Source organism: Paenibacillus sp. sgz302115 (assembly GCF_056120445.1).
In genome coordinates this window covers 71,466-86,785 of record NZ_JBVYOK010000002.1, presented here as the reverse complement: position 1 = coordinate 86,785, position 15,320 = coordinate 71,466, and the positions used below count along the sequence as shown (strand labels likewise).

Here is a 15,320-nt window from a genome sequence, read left to right as displayed (position 1 = left end):
CTTGCTTACTGATTTGTCCATTTGTATCCGATGCCCCACACGGTGGAAATATAATCTCCCGACGGATCAGCTGCGGCCAGCTTGGCACGTATCTTCTTGATATGCTCGACCACGGTGGAAGCATCGCCTTCGGCATCATAGCCCCAGATCTTCTCATAGATATGCTCTCGTGAAAATACCTGGCCGCCGTGCAGCGCGAGCAGCTCGGTAATGTCATATTCCCGCCGGGTCAGAGCAACCGGCTCGCCTGCAATGCTTACCAGCCGTTCCTTGAGGCTTAGCTCCAGCTTGCCGAATCGCAGCCTGCTGATCTGCTGCGGCTTCTGCCGTGAACGCTCCTCCCGCCGCAGGTTGGCATCAATCCGGGCCAGCAGCTCACGGAGGCCAAAGGGCTTGACCACATAATCGTCTCCGCCAAGCGTCAGGCCGCGAACCCGGTCTGCCTCCGACTGCTTGGCGCTCAGGAAAATGATCGGGCAGCTTACCTGATCGCGGATGCTGCGGCATACCTCGAAGCCGTTCATCCCCGGCATCATGACGTCGAGCATAACAAGGTCCGGTTCGCTCTCTGCAAGCCGGACCCCTTCGATGCCGTTATTGGCTGTCAGCACCTCATGCCCCTTAGCCTGCAGCTCATCCGCGAGCAGATTAACCAAAGCCTCCTCATCGTCGATGATCAGAATTCTGCTCACCGTATCCCCCCTGTCCTCCGTTATTCGTAGCTCTTGCGGCCTTCCCATCTGCAAAACCATAGTATACTACAGTCCAGGCTACCCGTATATCGCAGGTAAAGGAAGTGGAATTTTCTCCACTTCGTTCCGCTGAGTGACCACCCCTGAGGAAGGTTAGTGGAAAAATTCAGACTGTTGAGAAACCCAATATTTCAATACGACACCGCATTCATTTGATTTGGTATAATATAGGTAATTTTGTAGGAAAGTGCGGTGTCTCATGTTAAACGAAAAGGATCAAGGGAATAGCGGGAAATATCAAATGGAGCTTGTCTGTTTGGATCAGTTGGTTCCATCGGATCACCTCCTTCGTCTAATTGACAAACATGTGGATTTTTCGTTCATTACGGAGAAGGTTCGGCCCTACTATAGCTCAAACCAAGGCAGACCTCCCGTTCCACCTGTCCGCTTATTTAAAATGATGCTGATTGGCTACCTGTATGGCATTCGCTCGGAACGAATGCTAGAGCAGGAAATCCAGATGAATCTGGCGTACCGGTGGTTCTTGGGTCTGGGTCTGAGCGAACGAGTTCCCGACCATTCCACGATTAGCTGGAACCGCAATGGGCGGTTTCAAGGAACCGGAGTCTTTCAGGAAATCTTCGACGAAGTGGTGCGGCTGGCCGTCTCCCACCATATGATCGCAGGCCGGCTATTGATCACGGATTCTACGCATCTGCAAGCCAGTGCCAACAAAAACCGCTATACGCTGCAATTGGTGAATGAGACACCTCAAGCCTATCTTCAAGAATTGGAGCAAGCCGTCACGGACAGCCGTGTCTCTCATGGAAAAAAGCCGCTGCCTCCTCTGTCGAAAGAGGAGGCGGAAACGAAAAAACAGAAAGTAAGCCTGACTGACCCGGAGTGCGGCTACATGATGCGTAAGGGCAAACCGGAAGGTTTTTTCTACCTGGACCACCGGACCGTTGACCACAAATATAATATGATTACCGATGTTTACGTGACGCCAGGCAATGTCAATGACTCCACCGTATACATGGAGCGGTTGAATCGGCAACTGGAGACCTTTGGTTTTGCGGATACGCTAGAAGCCATTGCCCTGGATTCGGGATACATGGTTCCTTACATTTGTAAGCAGACCACGCAGTGGATGAATGTGATTGCCGAACGGACCACGCCAGGCAAACCGGGTTTGTTTTCTAAAGAAGACTTCACCTATGACACCCAGAAGGACGTTTATGTGTGCCCAGAAGGACAACAACTGACCTACCGCACCACCACCCGTGCGGGCTATGAAGAGTATGCTTCGCCTAAGGCGTACTGCGCTATGTGCCCACGACTCTCCCAGTGTACCGAGACTCAAAACCACCAGCGTGTCATTCAGCGGCATGTGTGGGAGGAATACAAAGAGAGAGTTCGTCAAAACCGGAAAAGTGCCGAAGGCGAGCGTATTTACAAGTACCGCGCTCAGACCATTGAGCGTAGCTTTGCTGATGCCAAAAACCTGCACGGATACCGTCGTTGCCGAATGCGCGGCAAGGCCAAGGTACAAGAACAGGCACTCATGACGGCCATTGCACAAAATGTGAAGAAAATCGCCCGATATTTAGCACAAAAGGAGGCCCATGTTCTCCGTTTGTATATGAGTACCTGTGAAATTCATCTCATTGGACGCCGTTTGGATTTCCATTTAGCTTTTGCAGCTTAGAAATGGACTTTCTCAACAGTCTGAAAAATTCCACTTATTTCTTTATAAAGTCACTGAATGGCTGTAAATGGAGAGAATTAAGTCTAGCCCTGCCCGGATACAGCTTAACAAAAGAAAATAAAGATTTTATAATGTTTGTTCTTTAACCCCCGGTTAACGCCCTTGAAATATTCGCTTGCTAAGATCAGGGCAAGAAGAACACAGGGAGGGATTCCATGCGCCTAGCCTTATTTACAGACACGTTTCTTCCGCAGACGAATGGTGTAGCCCGCACGCTTAGCCGCTTAACCGGACATTTGAACCGCCGGGGGATTGAGCATCTGCTGTTCACGCCGAAATCCGCTCCGGAAGACAGCTATCCCGATCCGGTGCGTCCTATTGCCAGCATCCCTTTTTTTCTGTACCCCGAATGCAGGCTGGCCCTGCCAAGCATGTCTTCAATCCAGAATCAGTTGAAATCATTCCAGCCTGATCTGCTGCATATGGCCACGCCGTTCAACATTGGCCTCTGCGGCCTCCGTTATGCACACAAGCACGGCCTTCCTCACGTAGCTTCTTACCATACCCACTTCGACCGTTATCTCGAATATTACCGGATGCGCCCGATTGTTCCCCTTTACTGGAAATACATGAAATGGTTCCACCGGTCCTGCGACGCCACCTTTGCCCCATCCCAGGAAACGGTCGGCACACTTTCCCGGCAAGGTATTGAGCGGCTGAAGCTCTGGTCCAGAGGAATTGACTGCCGGATGTACTCCCCGGAAAAACGCAATGCCTCCGGCGTACGGGAGCGCTACGGAATTGCCGCGCCGCTGGTGCTACTGTATGTTGGGCGGATTGCACCGGAAAAAGATATCGCCACCCTGCTCCAGGCCATGCGGCAGCTTCCGGAATCCCTCGCGGCCGGAGTCCACTTGCTGGTGGTCGGCGACGGTCCGCTGCTGCCCGAGCTGCGGGCGAACGCGCCTCACAATGTCACCTTCACCGGAGCTAAGCACGGCGAGGAGCTGGCGGAGCTGTACGCCTCCGGTGATCTGTTCGTCTTTCCATCCAGTACGGAAACCTTCGGCAACGTGGTGCTCGAAGCGATGGCTTCAGGCCTCCCGGTCATTGCCGCCGGTGCAGGAGGGAGCAAGGAACTGATCACGCCCGGGGTCACCGGCAGGCTGTTTGAGCCGCAGAATCCGGGGGCGCTGGTGGAGGAAATCAGCAGAATTACCGATCAGCCCGTACTGCGGGCAGCCATGGGTATTGAAGGACGGAGAGCAGCACTTGGCCGCTCCTGGGAGCAGATTTTCGACGGACTGATCCGCGATTATGAGGAAGTTATTGATAGCAGACGCGTGAAGAGCGGAGCGGGGATATTTACGGCGTAACGTGAGATGGGCGCATGTCTGTTAACACACAAAAAACTATTGACTGCCCTAGCCTTTTAAGCAAAGGAGATCAATAGTTTTTTTGTGTTGCTCAATTTATTGAATTTGATGGATCTTTATTAAATTCGTTGTTCCTGTTTTCCAAATTGGAACTCCAGCTGAGATAACAACAACATCTCCATCTTTAATGATTCCTGTCTTAGTACTATTTTCGATTGCAGATGCAAATATATCATCCGTCGAGCGCACTTCATTGCCTAATACAGGTATAACTCCCCACATAAGACTAAGTTTTGGCAACACATCGCGATGTGGGGTAATCGCAATAATTGGCGCCTTCGGACGATACTTTGAAATCATTCGCGCGGTAAACCCTCTTTCGGTTTGAGCAATTATAGCTTTTGTATCTAGCTCTAACGAAGAACTGACCGCAGCTTGGCTGATCATTTCGGTCACATTTGCTGAATGCTTATTTTTTCGCTCTGCAAACTGCTCTGTATAACTGATCATTGATTCAGCTTTATCTGCAATTATACCCATAGTATGAACTGAATCCGAAGGATATTTCCCTGCGGCAGTTTCTCCGGAAAGCATGAGAACATCTGCGCCTTGCAGCACAGCGGTAAATACATCACTAACTTCAGCCCGAGTTGGTCTTGGATTGACCTGCATTGAATCTAACATATGTGTAGCTACAATTACGGGTTTTCCAACGATGTTGCACTTTTCTATAATCTCCCGTTGAACCAGTGGAACCTCCTCGACCTGAATTTCAACGCCTAAATCACCGCGGGCTACCATGATTCCGTCTGACACCTCAATAATCTCATCTAAATTTGCTACACCCTCTTCGTTTTCAATTTTGGAGATAATTTGGATATGTTCGGCATTTTTCTCTTTTAGAATTCTCCTAACTTCTTCGATATCGGCAGCTTTCCTTACAAAGGAAACTGCAATAATGTCAATTCCTTGATCCAGTCCAAAATTGATGTGAGTCACATCTCTCGTTGTAATTCCCGGCAATGTCGTTTTTATTCCTGGAAGGTTTACCCCTTTTTTCGGTTTTAATTTCCCTCCGTTGATTACCTTACAATGAATATCAGGCCCTTTAACATAAGCTACTGCCAATTCGATTAATCCGTCGTCCAACAATATCCGCGAATCCGGTTTCATTATATTCGGCATATCTATGCAATTAACGGGAATTTTGTGAGAATCGCCAAGAATATCTTCCGTTGTCAAAATAATTTCATCATTCCTTGAGAGTTCAATCGAAGCTTCCTTTAATTTGCCGATTCGGATCTCCGGACCTTTAATATCCATCAGTATGGGAATAAAAACGTTGAGTTCTTCTGCAATCTGGCGGATTCTGCGAATTCTTTCACTATGTTCCTCTGGTTCGCCATGCGCCATATTGAGTCTGGCAATATTCATTCCAGAATCAATCATATCCTTCAGTATTTGAGGAGAATCACAAGAAGGTCCCATCGTGCAAAGTATTTTTGTTTTTCGCATTTTCATTCCTCTTTTCATTATTTTCCTACAATATAACAGTTAATGCTTTATAATCCCATAAAACATAGTATTATGGATGTATTATTGTACGATGAGGTGAATAGGCCTTGTTAACGATTAGAGCGCTACAAGTTGATAGGACAGCTCCAATTTTGGATAACTCCGAAGGAGGAGATTCTGCTGACTTTCATTTTTGCTTAATGACTTATGGGAAATGTGTATACTGGGTGAATGGCAATAAAATCATCTTGAACAAGGGGGATATTCTTTTAATTCCCAACGGAATTAATTACAGATGGAAACAGATACCTACGGTATTCCATACTAAATATGTCGTTCATTTTGAACTTATTTCAAATTACACGCTATTGCCAATCCTTGCATCCAAAGACTATTTACATAGACATGTAGGTTGTTTTAGTATAATTCATGAGAAAATGAAAATTATTGGAAAACAATGGACTGAGAAGACACCCTACTTTGAATTGTATATCTCGTCAATGTTGATAGAAATCCTCATACATATAAATCGCGAACTGGACCGTGCTGATATTCCCCCTATAAAGCATAGGAACGTGGAATCAATGAAAAGATACATACAGGAACACTATCGGGAGAAAATAACGAAAGAAATTCTGGCCGAAGTGATCCAAAAGAGTCCCAATCATACGGCCACCTTGTTTCGTTCGATTACCGGCCAAACGATAAGTAATTATGTGCATTCCATTCGGGTGAAAACCGCTGTATACATGTTGGAGGAATCTCAGTTAAAGATCACGGAAATATCTGAATTTTTGGGCTACAATGATGTATCTTATTTTAGTAGAATCTTTAAGCAAATCATCGGAGTATCCCCTTCGGACTATTTGACCAATAAATCAATGCATCTCTAAATAGTGCATACGGTTAAAATAACTTGGTGCAATTATATAAAAAGAAGGACTTCCGTTGTTGGGAGTCCTTCTTTTCTGGGGGATAATGAAACACCCAAAGACGAAGCAGCTTTGCATATGCCTTGACTTATAGTGGATGGTTACACCGATCTGATCAAATCTTTTATGTAATAATGATCGTACGGTATAGCGGTGCTGCGCTCCACGCTCTGATACCCGCAGCTCTTTAGTGCGCGAATCCTTGGTTCCGCCAGTGGGAAGGCTTTGGTCAGAATGGCAGTGAATTCAAACCCGTAGTGGAAATAATCCTCCACCAGCTTGATTATCTCGTAAAGATTATTCTCCATTTCGTAGCCGGAGGCGATGTCGATCCGTAGAATACCCGTAAGCTGCTTCTCCCCATGCATTCCGGCCCTGCAAAAAAATTCAATTGTCCCTACCGCCTTGCCGTTTAAATTATCAATAATACTTAACCGCACATAGGCCCGATTCTGATATTCAACAAGCCAGCTTGTAATGCAAGCTTCCATTTCCTCTAATGTGGACATCTTGAAATCCGAGTGGCAGTTATCGCTGTTGAACAGCGGAAAGGCTTGCGGATCATTGTAACAATCAAGCAAATCCGCGGCATCCTCTACCCTCACCAGCCTGAAATTAAAACTTTGGGTTTCATAGACCGGACAGATTTCATAGGGATTAATAATATCGGTATTCATAAATGTATCCTCCTCATAAAGACTATAAACCTATTATAGGAGGTAAAATACGACAATAGTCTGTCGCCATTTCAGTGATACTTATTCACAATCCGCTCAGCCAGGCTGCGCATCCTCTCCCTGAGGCTCTCAGGCTCAAGCACAGTAATCAGATCACTGTGTTCCAGCAGCCGTCCGAACCAGCCGTTTTCCTCTTCGGGAACGGTAAAGGACATCACCAGCCCATCCCCACGGACCTCAAGCACTTCTGCTTTTGGAAAAGCCTCCTCCAGCAGCACCCTGCCCTCTGCCGGACAAAGCAGCTTCACGTTAATGCTGTGCCGGTGATCTGTGTGAGCTGCCAGCAATACTTCCGCGTCCCCGTGAGTAGTGGTAAAGGGCTTCGACATCGAAGCAACCTGCCGCATCCGCGAGACGCGGAACAGCCGGTAATCCTGCTTATCGTAGCAATAGGCGAACAGATACCAGGCATACCATTTATAGGTCAGAATCAGCGGCTCCACACGTCTGCCAGAAACTATATTTCGCGCATCCGTATACTGAAACCGGATCATCGTTTTCTCTTTTATCGCCTGCTCCAAGATGGAGATATCCTGAGCCGTATTCCCTCCTTCGCGCAGCACGCCCAGGTTCAGTTGAAATGCTTGCCCAAGCACCGCTCTGTCTGGAGAGAGAGCCGTCATTTTATCCACCGCGTTCTGCGCCCGTTGACTGTCATACCCGGAGAGCAGCCCTTTAAGCGCAGCCACGATAATAGCATAATCCTCAGCCTGCAGCAGCTGCCGGTTCATTTTGAAGCTGTCCACAATGAAATATCCTCCGCTTTGCCCCTGCAGCGAGCCAACGGGAATTCCCGCAAGACTGATGGACTCAATATCACGCTGGATGGTACGCGGCGACACCTCGAACTTCTCAGCCAGCACCCGGGCACTGACCGTATCTCGGCCCAGCAGATAGACTACGATGCCCAGCAAGCGGTCGATTTTCATTTGCAGCTACACCTGTTCCTTCCCCGCTGCTTCTCGGCGGCTGCCCAGCCATTCCTGTCCGAGCACCCCATATGCGTAGGTATCATGCCATAGCGGCTGACCGCCGGCACCGGTCTTGAAATATCCGGTCTGGAGAAAATGCCCCTCCCGCCGAAGCTGCAGCCGCTCAAGCAGCCGCCAGGAAGGGGTGTTGCGCGGATCGCAGTGGGCCACTACTCTTCGAATCTGCAGCTCGCTGAATCCATATTCCAGCAGCCGGTTGCAGGCCTCTACCGCATAGCCGTTCCTCTGAAATTGACTATTAAACACATAACCAAGCTCCCAGGTCTGGAACTGATCCGGCTCCTGCTGCTGAAAATACAGGTTGCCGATCACCTTGCCTGTATCCTTCAGGCATACCGCCCAAAAAGCATGATCCGTGGAGCGTCTGAGCGCCTCGGCTCTGCTGGCCTTTTCATCAAAAACTCCGTAAGGCTCGTACTTCACAACCTCTTCCTGTGAGAGATACTCGTGCAGATCCTCCCAGTCCTCCGGATTGAAGCCCCTTATCATTAACCGCTGCGTCTCCATTTCTTTCATCCTTGTATCCATCTCCAAATATGTATTTTAGTCGGTGCCTTATTTTGATCCACACCACAATATAGCAATCCGAACCCATAATTTACAATCTATTTTCTTTTTAAAGTCAAACTTTACCGAAACCTTCCTTTTCCAATTTCGTCTATATGAACAGTCGCGCACTGGAGATAAGTCCTCATAATTAATCCTGAAAGGATGAACTTCATTGAAAGTCAAAAAACTGCTGCTGCTCTCCGCCCTATCCCTCCTGCTCTTATCCGCTGCAACACCACCCCCGGCTTCGGCTGCACCATCGCCAACTGTACAGGTTCTGCTGACCTTTAGTAACGGCTATACCCTATCCAGTGATGAAATGGGGGGTGGTCAAGTAAAAAATGGTGTCTCTTATATGCCAGCCTGGATGGTGGGCGAAGCCGGGATTAAGATCAAATGGGAGGCTTCGGGCAAACGTGCTGTTTTTAGCGGCTGGGAGAAAAGCTTCACCGTGCAGCTTGGCAGCCGCACTGGCGTGCTCGATGGAAAAAAGATCGACATTGGCGGGATTCCCTATATGTACAAGAAGGAACTCTATGTCCCGGTTAAATTCATTGTATCAGCGCTGGAAGGCGGCCCTGTACAGTGGGATTCCAAGAATAACGTAATTCAAGCAAACCGTCTGCATATGTACCGCAGCTATTCTGAATCGTTCCGCGGTGCGGTCTACTCCATGTCCCCCGATTCCGGCGAGCTGTACATCTCCTCCGGCAAAAATGCAAAACGCAAGCTCGCCAGCCTTGGCAGCGGACTGGATGTTGTGGACTTTACTTTCGAACAGACACCAGGCGGACTGACCGTACTGCGCGTCGGCCACAATTACGGCGAACCGCATATTCACATGGAATATTACACCTTTATTTTGAAGAACGGCATAGTCATCCGCCAGGGCCATACGGATTTTCATACCACCTTCGCCGAACCCGCCCTATGGTCAGATGGCAAGCTGGTGCTGAATGACGGCCAGACTCTCCGGCTGATTGAGGACGGCTCGGGGGCAGTCAGCGAAACTATTAATTTGACCCGCTTGATGGGCAGCAGTGTTACGAAGAATGTATACTACAACGTTGAGGCTGTGTATTCGGATATATTGCTGGTCCGCCCCGGCGATACGGCCTTTCTGACACTCGTCAACCGCAGCAGCGGTACGCGAACCTTGCTCTATAAAGAGTTGGTCGATGCCGACCGGCAGCATGTGCTGGAGCAGACCGATGCCATGTTCCCCGGCGATTATATCCGCCTGACCGGGCGCAGCGGCAACACCTTGACCTTTACCGGATATAACAACGTAGGCAAGGATCAGACGTATACCTACACTTTACCGGCAGGGAAGTAAACCTTCTGTAAACACGGTAGTGGTGGAAAGCTTAGGGGTCGGAACTTTTCCAGCTCTTACGGAGAACTGCCAGGCAGCGCGGGTATATTGGTTGAAGTTCGCGGGGCGATTGGCGAAACGGGAGTGGCATGGAACGGAAGTGGTGCAGGATTGTACGGGAATGGTGCGAAACTGCTTGGGACTGAGGCAGGTCTGCATAGGAGTGGCGTCGGATTGCACAGAACTGGTACGTAACTGCCTGGAGAGATACGAATCCAGGGTTGAACTGAGCTGGATCTGGGCTGAATCTAAGCTTGCTGGGGTGAATCTCGGCTGGAGTCTGGCTGGAGCGAAATAAATGTATTTGCTGCAGTTATTTTAGGCTAAAATGGCTGCTTCCCAACTTTAGTTGTATTTGCTGCAATTAGAATAGACCAATTAGGCTCCTATCGCCGAATCCCGTCAAAATAGCTGTATGAAATGCAGGTATCTCCCGAAAGGACCTATTTTTTGCGTTTTTAAATGTACGAAGTACAATTAGCGCCAAAATAGGCAGGCACTGCACACCAGCACCTGATTTCCCGAACTCTACAGGTCATATAAAAAACCGCAGCATGCGTCCTTTGCGCCTGCCGCGGTTTTTTATGCACTTTTTACGCCACACCGCTGCGTATTTCTTGCGGTACTTCAGATAAGCGTATGCGCCCAGAGACTAATCTAGCGCCGTTTGTTAAGACGCCCCAGACTGGCCCCTTCCGCAAAGAGCCGCTCAATATTCCGCTCCACCGCTGGATCGGGGATCAGAGGCGGCGCCTGATGCGGCTTCACGCGGGCATCAATGATGACATTGTCGCAGGCCCAATGCTTGTTCTCCACCGTACTGTTCACACCGTAAATGTCATGCGAGGGATTGCTGCGCGTAAAGGTGGCCCACAGGAAATTGCTCAGGTTCTCGCTCATGAACAGGCTGTCATCACATAAGATGAGCATCGGGCAGGAGTCCAGCGGACCTTGCTCCTGAATGGCGGCGCACAGCTCCTCTATTTCCTGCTGCGCTTCCTTGTAACTTGCGAATTTCGGTCCCTGCACCGCCACTATGCCGGGCATAATCATGCGGGCCTGCCCAAATGCCGGTAACGACTTCAGCTGCTCTGGCACCTCTGTGCATAAGCTCCGCTTCTGCTCCCCCACTGCCGCAAAAACCACTTTGCTGCCGCTGTTGATCCCCGTACCCGAATAGTCCAAGGTATCAATCGTAGTATTCGTCTGAAAATGAATATCCCGCCGCAGATTGAACCGCTCCAGAATATAGGTCAGGAAATCCGCGATGTCATGCGTGCTGATCTTCCGTTCCTCTTCCGCAGTAATGAACAGGTACTTCGCTAAGCTGAGCTGGCCTGTCCCGAGTATGCGGTTGGCAATGGTCAGAAGCTCCGCAGGCTGCTTCAGCCGCTGGTAAGGCGTGTAGCGCTCACTGCCGATAGCGAACAGCAGTGGATGTACACCTGCCGCATCTACGGCATGCACCTCTTTAACCCCCGGCACCTCCGACTTCACCGCTCCGCCAGTCAGCTCATGGATCAATTCCCCGAAGGAGGTGTCCTCCTGCGGCGGCCGTCCGACAACGGTGAAAGGAAAGATCGCTCCTTTTTTCGCATATACCTTATGCACCTTCATAACGGGAAACGGATGAGTCAGGCTGTAGTAGCCCAAATGGTCGCCAAAAGGCCCCTCAGGTCGGGTCTCACCAGGATAAATCTCACCCGTAATGACAAAATCAGCATCGCTGCTGATACAATAGCCGTCCACATAGCTGTACCGGAAATGGCGTCCGGCAAGCAGTCCGGCAAAAGTCATTTCGCTGAGTCCCTCCGGTAGCGGCATCACCGCCGACAGCGTATGGGCCGGCGGACCGCCGATGAAGCAGCTGACCTTCAGCGGCTGGCCTTTTTTTGTCGCCTGCGCCTGATGGATGCCGATTCCCCGGTGAATCTGGTAATGGACGCCGACCTCCTTGTTCAGCTCATACTCATTGCCGCTAAGCTGGATACGGTACATGCCAAGGTTGGAATTCATAATCCCCGGCTTATCCGGGTCCTCGGAATAGACCTGCGGCAGCGTCACAAACGCCCCGCCATCCTCCGGCCAATGCTTGATCTGCGGCAGATCGGAGATTTGAATCTCCTCGAAGCCGGAGGGAACTCCGCCCCGCTTCTTCAGCGGCAGCGCTTTTCTCGCGGCCAGGCCCGTGCCGATATATTTAAAAGGCTGCTTGAGCGCCTTCATGGGATCACTGCGCAGAGCAATAACTGCCTGGGACGAATCCCAGGTATCGCGGAATATGAACTTGCTGCGTTCAATGGTCCCGAACAGATTCGACACCGCGCGGTACTTCGAGCCTTTGACCTTCTCGAACAGCAGGGCCGGACCTCCCGCCTCATAGACCTTCAGATGAATTGCCGCCATCTCCAGATGGGGATCTACTTCCTCATGAATACGGATTAAATGTCCGTGCTTCTCCAAATCCATAATACATTCTTCCATACTGCGATATCTCATGGTCTTACTCCAATCTTCAGAAGAAATGTGAACTCTCTTTATTATCAATGAGGGAGGACTCAAGGTCAACGCCGGGTCCAAGGACTATACAAGTTAAGATGTCAGGAACAAGTAGAGCTACGTCCAATCTATCAAACTTTGTACCGCCGGAGGGTTAAATGTATTTCGTGCAACTAAATGGAGGCTGAACCGCCTGTTTTCGGCGTTAATTGTATTTCATACAGGTAAAAATGGCGGCCTGCGCTATTTTCGTGAACGGAGGAGGATTTAAGTGTAAGAAGTGCAGGTAACTCTGATTTGTGGCCGAAATCCGCCCGTTTAGTTGTACAAAATACAGTTGCAGCTTGAACGAGACTACCTAAATGCCCAACTGCTTACTCATCAACACATTTCTGCGCAGTCTATATTTTCACATCGTAAAGTATCTGTTTCTGCAAAAAATAGAAAAAACCCCACACATAGTTGGGGTTCCTGAGGCAACATATATCTCACGGGCTTCACAAGTGCATCACTCCTGCGGCTTCAAAGGCCACACACCGGTAAATTCAACCTCATCGTAGGCGAAAAAAGCCTTTAAAATCTCTTGGCGGTCATCCAGAAACAACTGGTCCGCTACTCCGGCTACAAGCTTCGGCACCGCATTTTTCATGCCGGAGATGGCCGACGCCGACAGCCCGCAGCTTGCGAGCGCCGAATAATTGAAGACGAACAGCCCATGCACCAGCGCGTGGCCTGCGCTGTCCCGGCTCTGCAGCGCAAAGCCGGGGCTGAGATACGGATGCGCATCCAGCAGCGGATTCACCATCTCAGGCGGAGCCTCATAGCGGTCGCTCCAGCGGGCGATATGGCTCTCCACCAGCCGCAGCTCGGGACGCAGACCCGGGTCGCTGAGCAGGCCGGTGCTCACTACCACAAAATCAAAGGAGAATTCCCCTTTCGGGGTTGTGACCACCGCCTTGTCGCCCGCTGGTTCCACGCTCAGCCACGGTGAACCGAGATGAAGCCGGAAGCCCGGCCAAGCGCCCGCACGGGCAAAGGTATCATTGGTCGGAGGCTGATTATATTTGAAAAAATGTGATATGACTGCATATTTATCTGCATCCGTCAGCGTATGGAACCGTTCAATCATGCCCGAAACCTCCATCTGGCGGATCGGATTGATGCTCGGCAGCTGCTCGCGGCGGACAAACACATGTGCCTCCGCCGCCCCCTCCGAGAGCAGGAAGTTGGCGTTGTCAAAGGCCGAGGCTCCGCCGCCGAGGACAGCAATTTTTTTGCCCCGGAGCAGCAGGGGATCTATGGCTTCCGAAGTGTGGGCATACAGCGCTTTGGGCAAATTATCAGCCACCATCGGCGGCACATGCCACTCGCCGCCGCCTTGAATGCCTGTTGCCAGCACAACTGTGCGCGCCAGCAGTTGCTCAGACGGTGCTCCCGCCCCTGCGATATGCAGGCGGTGAATTCCGTCTTGCCCAGGCTCAATCAGCTTGAGCCGGACCTCATTTACCACAGGCAGGCTGAGAATTTTGCGGTACCAGCGCAGATAATCCATCCAGTCGCCGCGCGGGATTTTGTCCACTGCCTCCCAGCCTTCCGGTCCATGCTGCGCCTCCCACCAAGAGCGGAAGGTCAGCGAAGGAATCCCCAGATCTACAGAGGTTAAATGCTTGGGTGTGCGCAGCGTGACCATCCGGGCGTATGTCTCCCAAGGCCCCTCCATCCCTTCGCGGTTCTCGTCGATCACCAGAATATTCGATATCCGTTCACGCAGCAATCCAAAAGCAGCCCCGAGGCCGCTCTGGCCGCCGCCCACAATCACAACGTCGTACACATGCCCATCAGCATGATCCAGCGGACGAACCCAGTCTGCGCCGCCATAAGCAAGGTAGGAAAGATCGGTTTGCACTCGTTCATTTAAGATTTCCAGACTCATCATTCCTCAGACCTTTCGGGTGGCATCTTTAGGCCATATTATAGCGTGTATGCCCCGTCTTTTGAATGGTGATGTCAAGTTTATTGTCATGGCAGCCAAAATCCGCTGGTCTCTTTGTACCGCATCACTAACAATTTGGAAAAAGCATGTCTATGATCTTGACAAAAGTCCCTCTCTTATAACCTTCACCAGCCGTTCCTTCTCTTCCTCACCGATGGCATCAGCATTTAGCTTACGTGCTGCAATAGGCACCAGCCACTGCTCCACTTCACGGTAAGCAAGTCCGGTCAGCCGTTCATACTCCTCACAAAATACAGAGATAATATGCTCTCTTACGGAATCAAAAAAATCAGTTACCTCACCTGGCAGACCAGCCGGAAGAACCGAGTACCTGATCATGACAATATACTCAGCCAAATCCCCTTCAGGATTGCCGGTTGAGGCATCCATCCAATCAATAATGACCGGCTCGCCCTCCCGGATCAGGATGTTACCCGGATTGGGATCTCCATGGCAGAGCTGGTATTTGGGCGGCAAACTGTCCAGCATTTGAAGGACCTGCTCCTTCTCGGAAGAGGTCAGATAATGGGCTGTACGGATGCTCCAGCCGAGCATTTCTTTTTGCGGCGGCATAGACGGGATGGATTGGCTATGGACAATGCTTAGCATGCGGGCAGTTATGCGGATATTGTCGTCATCTTCTGTGCTCCATTCCCTGCCGTCAGACAGCTGCATGAACAGCCGCATGAACCGGTCCATCAGCGACTCCCCGTAGATTCGTTCACTTACCAGCCCCGGACGGCCTTCGACCTCAGTCAGGTCATAAGGACGGGGTACAGGCAGTCCATACTCCCAAGCAGCTTGGGTTTTAGACAGCTCGTTCTGGAGCTCGTCCCTTCCGGTATTGCTTTTCCCCAGCTTAATGATCTTCCCAGCGTCCTCCCATTCATAAATCTCCGAGCATCCGCCTTCGCCAATCTTTTTTCCCAGTATAATATTCATTGCTGATTGC

12 protein-coding genes are annotated in these 15,320 nt (G+C 50.4%); 4 read left to right on the top strand and 8 right to left on the bottom strand.

The features are described 5' to 3' along the window. Positions 1 to 5: 5 nt before the first annotated feature. Positions 6 to 692: a response regulator transcription factor gene (locus AC0LWN_RS05900; protein WP_474663666.1), complete on the bottom strand. Its 687-nt coding sequence runs from the start codon at positions 690 to 692 to the stop codon at positions 6 to 8. Positions 693 to 951: 259 nt separating this feature from the next. Here AC0LWN_RS05900 and AC0LWN_RS05895 point away from each other — a divergent pair, with 259 nt between their 5' ends. Then, positions 952 to 2,400, top strand: coding sequence for an IS1182 family transposase (locus tag AC0LWN_RS05895; protein WP_474663665.1), 1,449 nt, complete (start codon positions 952 to 954; stop codon positions 2,398 to 2,400). Positions 2,401 to 2,615: 215 nt separating this feature from the next. After that, entirely contained in the window at positions 2,616 to 3,776 is a 1,161-nt protein-coding gene (locus tag AC0LWN_RS05890) for a glycosyltransferase family 4 protein (protein ID WP_474663664.1), read from the top strand. Positions 3,777 to 3,872: 96 nt separating this feature from the next. Here the strand turns inward: AC0LWN_RS05890 and pyk are convergent, their stop codons facing one another. Beyond that, a complete protein-coding gene (gene pyk / locus AC0LWN_RS05885) occupies positions 3,873 to 5,291 on the bottom strand; it encodes a pyruvate kinase (RefSeq protein WP_474663663.1) in 1,419 nt (472 codons plus the stop codon). Between the two features lie 107 nt (positions 5,292 to 5,398). Here pyk and AC0LWN_RS05880 point away from each other — a divergent pair, with 107 nt between their 5' ends. Next, entirely contained in the window at positions 5,399 to 6,184 is a 786-nt protein-coding gene (locus AC0LWN_RS05880) for a helix-turn-helix transcriptional regulator (RefSeq protein ID WP_474663662.1), read from the top strand. Between the two features lie 140 nt (positions 6,185 to 6,324). On the opposite strand, the gene AC0LWN_RS05875 is transcribed toward AC0LWN_RS05880, so the two are convergent. From AC0LWN_RS05875 to AC0LWN_RS05865, 3 genes are all read right to left on the bottom strand, one after another. Then, complete coding sequence (locus tag AC0LWN_RS05875; protein WP_474663661.1) at positions 6,325 to 6,900, bottom strand: GNAT family N-acetyltransferase; 576 nt, start codon at positions 6,898 to 6,900, stop codon at positions 6,325 to 6,327. Between the two features lie 71 nt (positions 6,901 to 6,971). Further along, complete coding sequence (locus AC0LWN_RS05870; protein WP_474663660.1) at positions 6,972 to 7,889, bottom strand: helix-turn-helix transcriptional regulator; 918 nt, start codon at positions 7,887 to 7,889, stop codon at positions 6,972 to 6,974. A gap of 6 nt (positions 7,890 to 7,895) precedes the next feature. Then, complete coding sequence (locus AC0LWN_RS05865) at positions 7,896 to 8,468, bottom strand: GNAT family N-acetyltransferase (RefSeq protein WP_474663659.1); 573 nt, start codon at positions 8,466 to 8,468, stop codon at positions 7,896 to 7,898. Positions 8,469 to 8,673: 205 nt separating this feature from the next. Here AC0LWN_RS05865 and AC0LWN_RS05860 point away from each other — a divergent pair, with 205 nt between their 5' ends. Then, positions 8,674 to 9,837, top strand: a complete 1,164-nt coding sequence (locus tag AC0LWN_RS05860) for a copper amine oxidase N-terminal domain-containing protein (protein WP_474663658.1) — start codon at positions 8,674 to 8,676, stop codon at positions 9,835 to 9,837. A gap of 696 nt (positions 9,838 to 10,533) precedes the next feature. Here AC0LWN_RS05860 and AC0LWN_RS05855 read toward each other — a convergent pair. From AC0LWN_RS05855 to AC0LWN_RS05845, 3 genes are all read right to left on the bottom strand, one after another. Then, complete coding sequence (locus AC0LWN_RS05855) at positions 10,534 to 12,375, bottom strand: UbiD family decarboxylase (protein ID WP_474663657.1); 1,842 nt, start codon at positions 12,373 to 12,375, stop codon at positions 10,534 to 10,536. 508 nt (positions 12,376 to 12,883) lie between these two features. After that, on the bottom strand, positions 12,884 to 14,308 hold the full coding sequence (locus tag AC0LWN_RS05850; protein ID WP_474664132.1) for an FAD/NAD(P)-binding protein: 1,425 nt from the start codon (positions 14,306 to 14,308) through the stop codon (positions 12,884 to 12,886). A 150-nt stretch (positions 14,309 to 14,458) separates the two neighbouring features. Beyond that, a complete protein-coding gene (locus AC0LWN_RS05845; protein ID WP_474663656.1) occupies positions 14,459 to 15,310 on the bottom strand; it encodes a phosphotransferase in 852 nt (283 codons plus the stop codon). Positions 15,311 to 15,320 lie beyond the last annotated feature (10 nt).